General features: G+C 45.4%; 8 protein-coding genes. 2 read left to right on the top strand and 6 right to left on the bottom strand.

Going from position 1 to position 12,931, the window contains the following annotated elements:
* Positions 1-373: 373 nt before the first annotated feature.
* From MHH60_RS31295 to MHH60_RS31280, 4 genes are all read right to left on the bottom strand, one after another.
* Positions 374-2,365 carry a beta-galactosidase gene (locus tag MHH60_RS31295; RefSeq protein ID WP_076137730.1) on the bottom strand — a complete coding sequence of 664 codons (1,992 nt, stop codon included), beginning with the start codon at positions 2,363-2,365 and terminating at the stop codon, positions 374-376.
* Between the two features lie 137 nt (positions 2,366-2,502).
* Positions 2,503-3,804 (bottom strand): ABC transporter substrate-binding protein, encoded by a 1,302-nt coding sequence (locus tag MHH60_RS31290; RefSeq protein WP_094902687.1) that lies wholly within the window; start codon positions 3,802-3,804, stop codon positions 2,503-2,505.
* A gap of 61 nt (positions 3,805-3,865) precedes the next feature.
* Positions 3,866-4,699: a carbohydrate ABC transporter permease gene (locus MHH60_RS31285; protein ID WP_036680774.1), complete on the bottom strand. Its 834-nt coding sequence runs from the start codon at positions 4,697-4,699 to the stop codon at positions 3,866-3,868.
* A complete protein-coding gene (locus MHH60_RS31280) occupies positions 4,699-5,580 on the bottom strand; it encodes a carbohydrate ABC transporter permease (protein WP_036680772.1) in 882 nt (293 codons plus the stop codon). The genes MHH60_RS31285 and MHH60_RS31280 overlap by 1 nt, the downstream gene beginning before the upstream one ends.
* Before the next feature lie 136 nt (positions 5,581-5,716).
* On the opposite strand from MHH60_RS31280, the gene MHH60_RS31275 reads away from it, so the two are divergent.
* Both MHH60_RS31275 and MHH60_RS31270 read left to right on the top strand, forming a co-directional pair.
* Entirely contained in the window at positions 5,717-7,537 is a 1,821-nt protein-coding gene (locus tag MHH60_RS31275; RefSeq protein ID WP_076137732.1) for a cache domain-containing sensor histidine kinase, read from the top strand.
* Positions 7,534-9,195 carry a response regulator transcription factor gene (locus MHH60_RS31270; RefSeq protein WP_076137734.1) on the top strand — a complete coding sequence of 554 codons (1,662 nt, stop codon included), beginning with the start codon at positions 7,534-7,536 and terminating at the stop codon, positions 9,193-9,195. The genes MHH60_RS31275 and MHH60_RS31270 overlap by 4 nt, the downstream gene beginning before the upstream one ends.
* Here the strand turns inward: MHH60_RS31270 and MHH60_RS31265 are convergent, their stop codons facing one another.
* Both MHH60_RS31265 and yicI read right to left on the bottom strand, forming a co-directional pair.
* Complete coding sequence (locus MHH60_RS31265; RefSeq protein ID WP_076137736.1) at positions 9,196-10,365, bottom strand: SGNH/GDSL hydrolase family protein; 1,170 nt, start codon at positions 10,363-10,365, stop codon at positions 9,196-9,198.
* Between the two features lie 124 nt (positions 10,366-10,489).
* On the bottom strand, positions 10,490-12,811 hold the full coding sequence (gene yicI / locus MHH60_RS31260; protein WP_038568831.1) for an alpha-xylosidase: 2,322 nt from the start codon (positions 12,809-12,811) through the stop codon (positions 10,490-10,492).
* Between the last annotated feature and the right edge of the window lie 120 nt (positions 12,812-12,931).

Genomic DNA, 12,931 nt, shown 5'->3' with positions numbered 1-12,931 from the left:
GAAGTGCAACTATTTTCTGTTGTACTTCTGTTGTACTTCTGTTGTACTTCTGTTGAAGTTTCTCCATCCCCTAATCCACTCATTTTTTACTCCACACTTCCACTTACTTCACTATTCCCTACTCCACACATTCCCCTACACCGCTCTTCCCTTACTCCACACATCCCTCACTCCATCTTCACCACCCCTCACTTCACCCTACTCCACACATCCCTCAGTCCATCTTCACCAACCTCACTTCATCCTACTCCACACATCCCTCAGTCCATCTTCACCAACCTCACTTCATCCTACTCCACTCATTCCCCACTCCACTTTCCCATCTCCTGCCACACTCTCAAACCCACTCTAATAATTTTTTACTCAAAACTACTCAAATCTCCAGCAGCTCAACGCCATACGGCTCGAGCTGGAGTTCTCCCGATCGAATCTTATTATCCAGCAGGCTGCTGTATTCTCGTGGCAACGGAACGATCACCGACTCGCGGCTCAGGTTAAGCAGGAACAAGAAGCTTCCCTGATCTCCAGTCCGCACGGAGGCTTGTACTCCGTTTGGCAATCCTTCAAAGCGTAACAACCCTTTTTCCTTAGCCACGTTCTCCAATAGAACTGACCAGTATCGCTCTTCCGCATGGGTTCCGAAGTAATAAACCTGACCTTTGCCGAAGGAATTAACAGTTACAGCGGGTGTGCCGCGATAGAAATCATCACCATACCAGGCAATTGGCTGGGCCACTACAGGTCGAAGGATGTCGCACCACTGCGTACATTCATATGAGTTACCCTCCGCATCCACGATGACATGTGTTTCAACGCCAATCGGATCATACTCCAGCACTTCAACGCCGGTACAATAGCTCAGCTGCCCAGGCAGCGGTTGCATGACTGCGATGTTGTTTATATTTTTGACGCCACTACGGTTGGTGATCAGCAAGGTCCCGCCAGCGAGGGCAAAATCCTCTAGATGACGTACGATCTCCTCATCCAGCAAATATAAATTTGGAGCGATTACTACTTTGTATCCATCAAGCGGTTGTCTGAGGTCGATAACATCGCAGCCCATGCCAAGCTTGGTCACCGCCCGGTGAATCTGCTTAATGTTCTCATAATAATCAAAGCCCTCTGCCTGCGGCTGAATATCCAGCGCAGCCTTCTCTTCATGAGAATGGAGGATAGCCACTTCGTTTTTCAGCATCGTTCCTTGGAGCTTGCCGCTCAGCCCATTAAGCTCATGACATAGCTGCGTGAACTCGGCTAATCTGCGTCCGGGAACATTGCTGTGATCAATCAGCCCGTGCCAGAATTGTTCCGCTCCTGAAGTTGCACTTCTCCAGCGAAAATGAACAACAGTATCCGCACCTCTAGCAATCGCCTGCCATGCATAGGCACGAATCAGTCCTGGATAAGGAGTTCGCCACATCGGCATCCAACAACCCGGAGATCCACTCAGCTGCTCCATGATCCAGAAGTTTTGGCGTTTGATGCCACGGGTTACGTCCAATGAAAGTGCTCCGCTATAAGGTGTCGTCTCTTGTTTGGTTGGCGAAGTATTCGGATAATAATCAAACGCAGCCACGTCCAGATCTGCACCCACTGCGTACATATCGAGACGCTGCGGATAGCTGTGAAAGTTATGGGTTATGAAATGCTCTGGACATATCATACGCAAAATATTGATCTGTGCTGTCTGAAACGCTACCACCGAATCCCACTGAAACCGCTGAAAGTCCAGCAGAAAAGATGGATTCTGATGAGGTGATCCGCCCAACGGCACGGTAAGCTCATTCCAATCGCTGTACTCCCCGCTCCAAACAACGGTTCCCCATTCTGCATTGACCTCAGCCAGTGTTCCGTATTTAGCTTGCACCCATGCTCGAAAAGCAGTATTACAAGCGTCACAATGACAATCCAACATGCCAAATTCATTATCAGTCTGCCAGCCTATGACAGCCGGGTGTTCACTGTAACGCTCGGCAAGACGCAGAATAATACGGCTGCCATACTCACGCAGCGATGTGCTGTTATAGCAGCGGTGACCACGTACCCCCGGGTGAAAGGTCTCTCCATCAGCAAACACCGGAAGCACATCCGGAAATTTCGTCGTTAACCATCTTGGCGGTGTAGCTGTTGGCGTACCCATCACAACCTGCAGATCATATTGATGAAAAAGGTCCAGCGCACGGTCCAGCCACTCGAACTGGTAGTTCCCCTCAGTAGGCTCCAGTCGGCTCCATGCGAACTCAGCAACCCGGGCTACTTTAACACCTGTTTCTTTCATCAACTTGATATCTGGTTCCCACATGGATTCATCCCAATGCTCCGGGTAATAGTCCACACCCATCTGAACATGATCATATCGTTTCATTGGCGCTTCTCCCCATCCCTTGATATTCAGCCCTGTTTCCCAAAAAAAGCGCTCCCCGTCTCAAATTGATGAGGTATACGGAGAGCGCTTCTGTTAACCACTAATATCCATTAAATCTTCTCTATAATGTGCTTCACTTATTTTTTAAGCTTGTCCCATGCAGCTTGCATACCAGTCATCCAGCCGTTAACGTCAACCTTGTCAGCGATGAACTGTTGGATCACGCTGGCAAATTCTTGCGTTACACCATCAGGGAATTTGGAGGATTGCAGGCCATAAACTTTGTTTTCTTTTACATAGTTCCATACGTCTGCTCCAAGCATACCGATGTCTTCAGGTGTTGCTTCGATTGTGGACAACGCAGGGATGAATTTCCATTTTTTAACGATGTACTCTTTACCCATATCGGAAGTTACCAACCAGTTCAAGAAAGTTTTTGCTTCTTCTTTAGAACCGGATTCTTTGTTGACTACAAGGTTCGCAGGGATACCAACAGTCATTTTGTCATTCTTCTCAGCATCTTCATTGATTGGCATAGGGAACATACCAATGTTCATATCAGGTGTGATGTTATCAACAAGAGTTTGTGCCCAGTTACCTTCTTGCATCATTGCAGTTTCACCTTTTGCGAACATTGCCAGGTGAGTGTTAGCATCTGTGGTCAAAGGATTCTTTTGTCCATATTGTAAAGTCAGTTTGAGATACTTACTCCACTCTTCAAACGTTTTATTGCCTACAATTGTACCAGTTCCTTCATTCAAACCTTTGATGAATTCATCTACATTATCTTGTTGTGCAAAGGCTACGCTGATCCCTTGGTTACCTAGCAGCCACCATTCCTGATATGCATTACCAAAAGGAGTTACGTCGATAGCTTGCAGCTTTTTAGCTGCTTCTTCAAGCTGTGACAATGTTTTTGGAGTTTCAGTGATTCCCGCTTTAGCGAACAAGTCCTTGTTATACACAATACCGATACCCTCAAGGTTCATTGCCATACCGTATACTTTGCCATCTTTAGTCATAGGCTCTGCAGCCATAGGAATCAGATCTTTTACCCAAGGTTGGTCGGACAGATCTTCCATCTTGTCTCCCCAAAGTTCCATTTCTGCATATCCACCATTGGAAAAAATATCAGGCGCATCGCCGGAAGCGAATTTAGTTTTCAATGCTGCTGCGTAGTCCGCACCACCACCAACTGTTTGGATATCCAGCTTGATGTTAGGGTATTCTTTTTCGAATTCAACCTTAAGCTCATTGAGGCCTTCTACGATTTCAGTTTTGAATTGGAAGATCTTAACAGTCTTCACTTCACCTGAATTTGTGCCAGCGCTTCCATTTTGTGAGTTACTAGAAGCGTTATTATTACCACCACATGCCGTTAGAGCTAAGCTCATTGCCATTACTGCTGATAGAGCAACTGCGGAGTGTTTCTTCTTCATTATATATTCCCCCTTAAAATAGTGGACTGCTTAAAAAATATTTGGAACGGAGGGCTCGGTGTTAACCTTTCACCGAGCCAGCCGCTATTCCCTCAACAATGTAACGTTGCATAAACAGGTAGAAAATGATAATTGGTGCGACCCCGATTACGAGAGCCGGAAGTGCCATATCCCATTGTTTGGTGTATTGACCAAAGAAGGAGAAAGTCGCCAGTGGAATGGTCCGAAGCTCTGGTGCCTGAAGAATCAAGGATGGCAACAGATAGTCATTCCATATTCCAAGTGCGTTTAGCACGATTGTTGTCATCACCATTGGCTTCAGCAAAGGAAGCACAATACGGAAGAACACGGTAATAGGATTACATCCATCTACTGTAGCCGCCTCTTCAATTTCAAGAGGAACGGACTTGATAAAGCCGTGGAACAGGAAGATCGCCATCGGAACACTGATCCCTAGATTCGTGATAATCAAACCAAGGAAAGAGTTGTTTACTCCAATAACATTTACGACCTTCAGAATTGGAATCATAATCGTTTGAAACGGAACTACCATTGCCGCTACAAAGATAAGCAGCAAGAACTGATTGAATTTCGTATTCGCCCGAACCATACGATAGGATGCCATCGCACTGAACAGAGAGATTAGAATAACACTGATCACTGTGATAATAACCGAGTTTCGGAATGCTTCACCGAAACGGGCTAATTTCCAAGCGGTTGAATAGTTCGACCACATAAATACTTTTGGCCAGCTTGCCGCATCACTCAGAATTTCACCGAAGGATTTCACCGAGTTCGCGAGCAAGAAATAGAATGGAGAGAGAAAGAGCAGGGCCAGTAGGATCATTATCACTTCCGTGCCAATATTCCATCTCTTTTTTTCTGTAGGTTTCATTACGCTTCAACCTCCTTGCTCTTCGTGATACGGACCTGAATCAGAGTAATGATGGCTACAATTACAAAGAACAGCAGCGCTTTTGCAGTACCCAGCCCGTAACGATTGTTCAGGAAGGCTTCATTGTAAATATTCATAGCAACGGATTCCGTCGATTTGAACGGTCCGCCCTTCGTCAAGGACAAGTTAAGGTCAAACATTTTGAATGACCAGGAAATGGCCAAGAATAATCCGATAGTTACAGCAGGCATAATTAGTGGAACTACGATATTGCGTAGCACCTGCCAACGGGAAGCACCATCAATATCAGCCGCTTCTAGTACTTCTTTAGATACGTTACTCAACGAGGCAATGTAGATAACCATTAGATAACCAGAAGACTGCCAAACAAAGACCATTACAATCGCCCAGAATCCTGTTGTGGCATCACCGAGCCAAGGAAGATTAAAGAAGGACCATCCTGTAAGGTCGCCCATAGTGGCGAACCCTTTGATGAAGATAAATTGCCAGATGAAACCAAGCAACAATCCCCCGATCACGTTCGGCATAAAGAAAATAGTCCGAAGCATGTTACGTGTCTTTAAAGGTTTAGTTAACAGATAAGCTAAGAAGAAGCCTACCACGTTAGTCAAAATCACACCTAACACCGTAAATCTTACCGTGAACCAAAAGGAAGACCAGAAGTCAGGGTCATTTGAGAAAATAGTGGAAAAGTTTTGAAATCCGACCCAACTTACGTTACCGGATACACCGTTCCAATCTGTGAAAGAGTAATACATCCCCATCAAAAATGGGATAATCGTTATTAAGGTAAAAAACAAAACTGCCGGACCAACGAAAAAAAGCTGTTGACCTAACTGGGACAACTTAGTGCCGCGCATTTATTGCCCCCCCCTTTCTTTTGCTCACTTACTTGTTTATGCTTTATACACATATTATCTGTTTTTTTCAGGGTACCTCACACCTACTAAAGTGATCTTTCAGGTGTAAAATATTGATCGGATGTGACAAATTTCGATGAAATGGAACACGATTCGCACAAAATTGATCGTTTTTATCCTACTACCAACGTTAATCTGTATTATGGCCACCATGTTTATTAGCTATCACTATAGCACTCAATCCCTAAGAACAAGGGCAGTAGATGAGAATACGAACCTCCTCTTTCAAGGCAATAGAAACATCGAAAGTCTGATTCAGGAGATCAATCGTCTCTCCCTTATTGTCTATTCAGATTCAGATTTCTACAGACTGCTCGAAGCGGGATACGAGGATATGGCAGCAAATACACGAATTTATTCTTCTCTAAATTACATTTCTTCATCCATGCCAGATATATCCCAGGTGTATCTTTACGGTGTCAAGGATAGAAAAGCCACTTTGCTCACCCAAAATACACCCAAACGTTGGCAGGGTATCCCCCCTTATGCCGACTCAGAGATCACTAGCAGTTCTCCTGTATTTATACAAAGTACACATATAAGCCACAGCTATGGCCTAACTTCACCTATCCCGCAACTCATACCGGAGCCTGTGTTCACATTGCATAGACGAATTGAAAGGATTCCAACTACCACTCCACTCGGCTTCCTGTCGATCGATGTTAAGCTAACGGCTCTTACCGACATCGTCAGCCAGTTATATGATCAGAAGCAGGAGAACATTTGGCTGCTGGATGGCGATGGCAGGATTGTATACGGAAGCAACAGTGAGGAATACGGCAAACGCCTACACGCTTCTTGGTACAACAAGCAAATCGCCGCGAATCAAAGCTCGCAAGGGTATTTTGAAGAAGAAGATGCTGTGTTTATTTACCAAAGAATCGAAACCCAAGGTTTAAATTGGACTCTCGTGAAGCAGATTCCAACGTCCTATCTGTTCCGGGAAGCCAACGAGGCGGCAGCGATCAATATAATCCTCCTTGTTCTACTTTTGATTACAATTGCCACGTTAACGACCCTGATCTCTTTTCGAATCACAGCTCCGATCAAGCAGTTGACTCGTTACATGAATCAGGTACAGACCGGTAATCTTGATGTAGAAATTCAACCTATGGGCAAAGATGAGATTGGCGTGGTTACCGAGCGATTCCGCAGTATGATGGACACGATCAACAACCTGATTTTAAGAGAGTACAAGCTGGAATTGTCCAATAAAACCAATGAACTGCGGGCACTGCAAGCACAAATCAACCCGCATTTTCTGAATAACACGTTGCAGATCATTGGCACGCTGGCCTTAGAGCTTAAAGTGCCCCAAATTTACTCACTTCTTTCAGCTCTAGCTAAAATGATGCGCTACAGCATGTACAATGAGGAGAAGATCGTAACTGTTAAGGATGAGCTGGATCATGTCAAAGCCTACATTGAACTGCAAAAGGAACGTTTTGAAAATAAGTTCAGTTTCCGCTACGATATGGAGGAATCACTTTTAGAGACGTTTATGCCGAAAATGATTTTACAGCCTATTGTCGAAAATTATTTCAAACACGGCTTTAATCTTTCCCGCAGTGACGGATTCATTGAAATCACCGCAGCAAGAGTGGATGACAACCGGATGGAAATCTGTATCCAAAATAACGGAAATGCGATCCCTTCAGCGACGTTAGATCTTTTAAAGCAGAAGCTACAGCATCCTACTAGAACAGATATAGATTTATTAAGAAATACAGAGCAAACCAAGGAAGCTACAGGATCAGGTATTGGTCTGCCGAACGTTCTGGCTCGACTCAAGTTTGTGTGCGGAGATAGTGCCACTTTAACTGTTGATAACCTTAGAGCGGGCGGAGTAGTAGTGAAATTGGAAATTGAAATTATAGCGGAGCGTGAAAAGATATGAAGGCGTTGATTGTTGATGACGAGGCAAGAGTTAGAAAGGCAGTCAGACTGCTTGTCGACTGGGACGCCCATCAAATAGATGAAATTCTGGAAGCCGGAAACGGAAATGAAGCCATCGAGATCATCCGGCAGGTTAAACCAGCATTAGTCATTATGGATATGATGATGGAATCAGGTAATGGGATAGAGTTAATGACCTGGGTGAATGAATTCGCCGGCAACACTAAGTTTATTGTAGTCAGCGGACATAATGATTTTGAGTTCGTACGGCAGACTGTGCGGCATGGGGGGATTGATTATATCCTGAAGCCCATCGAAGCCGAGGCAATCAATGTAGCGGTAGCTAAAGCAGTTGCAGCCTGGCGCTCAGAAGAAGATGACCGAAGCGAGCGGCAGAAACAGAGTATTCAGCTTAATGAGTTCAAACCCATTTATGGGGAAAAGCTATTATCCGCACTAATTGATGATCCGATCAATTCTGAATTATCTTTGCGGAGGTTATGCAGTGATGGTATCATTCCGGAAAACATCCATTCCGCTCGGTTAATATTGGTGCAGACAGATGCGGGGAACAATCCGTTGATTAAACGTTTTGGCGGAGACACCGAGCTAATGAACTACGCTATCGTCAATATTTGTAATGAATTTTTGCACAGTCCGCATAAGGGTGTTGCTTTTCGTTATTGGGGAGGTCCTCCGGAGATTGCGATTATTCTGTGGGATATTCAGACCTCTGTGGTCGAGCTAATAGGCCGAATCAATCATGGCATCTACTCTACCCTGCAGGTCCGAATGCATTTTGGAATCAGCAGCATCGGCAACCTACCTAAGCAGTTACCTTATCAGCGTGCAGAGGTGGCAGAGGCATTACAGCGCCGAAACTTATTAATTCATGAGGATTACTGCCATTTCTCCTCTTCCTCCGAAGAATTCAGAGATCGTAAAGAGATCGCCAAAGCAGAGGTCCGCGGTAATGTATCAACAACGAACTTTGCGGACGTCAAGGAAGATTGGAAGATGGCAGTCATCAGCGGAAGTCCAGAGATATTATCAACAGCTGCGCAGCACTGGGTAGATGAGCTTAGCCGAGGCGGGGTTGTGACACCAGAAATCCTAAACGCATGGAAAAATGATGCTCTACTATTTCGTTCCCAGCTGGTTCGGGAAATGTTAGGCCCTGAAGCTGAAGGCGCACTGGCCGAGCTTGAACAGGCCGACCAGCTTCACCCAGCTCCTTTTACGAACGGTTACTCGTTCTCTTTATTCGCTTGGCGTGACTGGTCGTATACCCTAATGCAGGAGCTCGCCGAAGTAATCGCCCTGAAACAAGCTAAAGAACGTAATCCGATGCATGATATCGTCAAATACATCGAGCTTAATTACGCTTCCGACCTGTCCTTACAGGAAGTGGCCGGAAAGTTTTTTGTTAGCCGTGAATATATTTCCCGCCGATTCAAACAGGAATACGGAATTAACTTCTCCGACTTTATTGTTAATATTCGAATAGATAAAGCTAAACTGCTATTGCAGAATCCTCGTCTGAAGCTGGCCCAAATCTCCGAAATGGTCGGTTTTCATGATGTTAAATATTTCAGCAAAGTGTTTAAGAAGCAGGTTGGATCTTCACCTAAGGACTACCGGGACACATTTAAGAGTTGATCAATACCAGTTTAAAAAGGCGTCCGCAACCGTCTTACCGGCTATGCCGTTCGGATGCGGGTCGTCTTGTCCACTCATATATTCCCGTCTGATCCGGTGATCGTCTGGTGCAGGCAACGATAATAGGCTTGCTATATCAAACACACGGTCTACTCCAGCGGGTGGGTTAGTCAGGATTTCATGATTCACTCTACGCCAAGTTTCTTCTCTTGCCTCCTGAAAATTAAACGGCGGCACCGTACTTAGAATAATACTAGCATCAGCATTTGCTGTTTTGATCTTAGCAATAATAGTTGTCAGATCACCAAGTAACTCATCTGCAGAGCGGCAGCCAATATCAATATCATTTACGCCGAGGACAATCATCAGTTCATCACTCTGTTTAGCTTTGTGAAGCCAAGGGCCATCCGCAGCCACATCATACGCTCTAGCCCAGCCTGAGCCGAGATTCCATACGCCAATCTCTGCACCAAGACCATCCGCAATTCTCGCTGCCCAATATTCGTATCCGTCCTTTAATGTCCGCACACCTTGAGTAATCGAATCTCCCAAAAATACTAGCTTCTTATTCACAGCTTTCTTATACCCGATATAGCTTGGCAGTACCAGAAGCTTGTCGGATTCTGTAAATCCATCGGCTGATTCCTGTGCAGCCAGATTTCCGGGCGCATCATAAGCGGTTGCCAGCATCCCTTCTACGTTGAAAGGAATGGATTTGCCCGCAGTAGTTGTCTTAATCGTCCATGTAAACGCTAAGTAATGGCCATCGGGTAGATGAATGCTTGTCTCATCACTCCAGAAGCATTCACCAGCTGCTACTGACTTGGAGACATTGCCTTCAAAGGTGACAGCATGTTGTGTATGCTCAAGAATAGCTCCGTTTGGCTCAGTGCCCCCATCAGCGATAAAAGCCGATTCGATGACCCAACTGCCCCCAGGTTCACTGCCCGAAGCTTCAAGCCCTTGGTCCCAGGTGGAATCCACCGCATTGCTATGCCAAAATTTCAGCTGCAACGGGCCGTTTTCCCGTAAACGAATATAAGTCCGGAAGGTATGTGTAAAAGGTTCTTGCCTATTCATAATAAAATTAGCGGCGGTTGAAAGAACCGTAGCAGAGGTATAGTCCGTCTGATTCAAAACTCCACTTCCCTTAATTAAATTAGTATTCATAACGTTTCCCCCGTTATTAGTTAAGATTGTAACACTAAAACCTCTCCTATAAACCAGGGAACGGATCATTCACCCAGTCTACAAGAGAGGTTATGGCTATATCAATATGCTTTAAAAAATCATCTTATTTCAGTGTAATGGTAAACGATGCGGATTTTGCACCTGCGTTTACTTTCACTGTAGTCTCATCTACTTGCTCTGCACCTTCTACGGAAGCGATAGCTCCCAGATCTTTAAGGGAAAGCGAGAATTCTTTACCGCTGCCTTCTGCAGTAACTGTTACGCTGTTGCCTTTGCGGGCAGCCTTCACAGTCAATTCAGGAGCACCCTTAAGATCACGTACGGTTGCAGAAGTAGTAGTACCTTCTTCAAGTGAATACAGGCCAAATTTCACGCCATCCGCAAAGTCGTAATCCGGTTTGTTGTCGATGCTGCCGATTGCCAGCAAGGAGTTCTGACGAACGAACAGTGGTAGGCTGAAGAAATCATATTTCTCTTTGCGCCATGATCCGCCTTGTACAGTTTCACCAGATAACAGGTGAGTCCAGCGACCTGCTGGCAGGTAGTATTTCACTTCGCCGTTTTCTTGGAAAATAGGCGCTACGAGCAAGGAATCACCCAGCATGTATTGGCGATCCAGCACTTCGCATGTTGGATCTTCCGGGAATTCCATAACCATCGCCCGCATAGAAGCCCAGCCATGCTCTGCAGCCTGCCCAGCCACATCATACAGGTAAGGCATCAAGCTGCATTTAAGCTTCGTGAAGAAACGGGTGACATCACAAGCTTCATCATCGTATGCCCAAGGCACACGGTACGAAGTGCTGCCGTGCAGACGGCTGTGGCTGGACAATAGTCCAAAAGCTAACCAGCGTTTGAATACATGTGCCGGTGCAGTGTTCTCGAAACCACCGATATCGTGACTCCAGAAACCGAAACCGGACAAGCCCAGGGACAAACCGCCACGAAGGCTTTCTGCCATGGATTCATAATCTGCGTAGCAATCTCCGCCCCAGTGAACTGGGAACTGTTGGCCGCCAGCAGTTGCAGAACGTGCGAACAATGCTGCCTCATTCTTACCAAGCTTCTCTTCCAATACTTCAAATACAACTTTGTTGTACAGTTGCGTGTAGTAGTTGTGCATTTTCATCGGATCAGATCCGTCGAAATAAACTACATCTGTAGGAATCCGCTCACCGAAGTCTGTCTTGAAGCTGTCTACGCCCATATCTACCAAATCGCGCAGGTAGCCGGCATACCATTCACAAGCCGCAGGGTTAGTGAAATCCACAAGTCCCATACCTGCTTGCCACAGGTCACATTGATAAACATCGCCGTTAGGCTTTTTGATCAGGTAGCCGTTTTTCTTGCCTTCTTCGAACAAGCGTGAACGTTGACCAATATAAGAGTTGATCCATACGCAGATCTTCAGGCCTTTTTCCTTCAGGCGTTTCAGCATGCCCTCTGGATCTGGGAATACACGTTTATCCCATTCAAAATCAGTCCATTGATACTCACGCATCCAGAAGCAGTCAAAGTGGAATACATGCAGCGGCAGATCACGTTCTGCCATACCTTCTACGAAGGAATTTACAGTCTCTTCATCATAGTTGGTAGTGAACGAAGTTGTCAGCCACAAGCCAAAAGTCCATGCTGGTGGAAGCGCTGGTTTACCTGTAAGAGCAGTATAGTTGCTAATAACGTCTTTAATGGTAGGTCCATCGATTACGAAGTATTCCAAGCTTTCTCCAGCTACGCTGAATTGGGCTTTTTTCACTTTTTCTGAAGCGATTTCATAGGAAACCAATTCCGGATGATTAACGAATACGCCATAACCTTTGCTTGATACGTAGAAAGGAATGTTTTTGTAAGCTTGCTCAGAGCTAGTGCCGCCATCTTTGTTCCAGATATCAACGGTTTGTCCATTTTTCACGAAAGCGGTAAAACGTTCGCCCAGACCATATACGAATTCGCCTACGCCGAGATCCAGCTCATCACGCATGTACGTGTTGCCGTCTTGGTCGGTGATGTAAGCCATGGATTTAAAGCCACTGCCTGTAATACGTTCTTCGCCGCGATAGAAATCCACCGCCCATTGTTCGCCTTTGCGAATCACTACACGAAGTCCGCCGCTGATCAGCACGGTTTCGAGATCCGTTTCTTCAATCTTCACATGATCGCCAGTACCTTTAGTCAGTTCGAAAACCGGACCACGTTCCTGTACACCATCATGATGAATAATTTTAATACCTACCACGCCTGGAAGCGGGGAATGGAATTTTACAGTAAGCAGGGTTGAATTCAGCGTTGCTGCGCGCCCTGTGATTGGAGTCGTTTGTGTAATTGCTGTTAATCCTTCGGGAGTCTTTTCTACAACATAATTTTGAACTGCGCCGTTAATCGTGATACCTTCACGAACCAGCCAGAGACCATCAGTAAATTTCATTGTGTACTTGCCACCTTTCAATTTGGTGTTTATAGTTGCATTATACCGATAAAAAATGAACAAAACTAATACTATATAGCTCATTTATAACACTATTTTGATGTTCTTTAAGAAAAGAGG

The sequence above is a fragment of the Paenibacillus sp. FSL H7-0716 genome (genome assembly GCF_038002705.1).
Lineage (GTDB): Bacteria > Bacillota > Bacilli > Paenibacillales > Paenibacillaceae > Paenibacillus_AQ > Paenibacillus_AQ odorifer.
The sequence above is the reverse complement of the archived record's forward strand: the minus strand, read 5'-3'. Positions and strand labels throughout refer to the sequence as shown.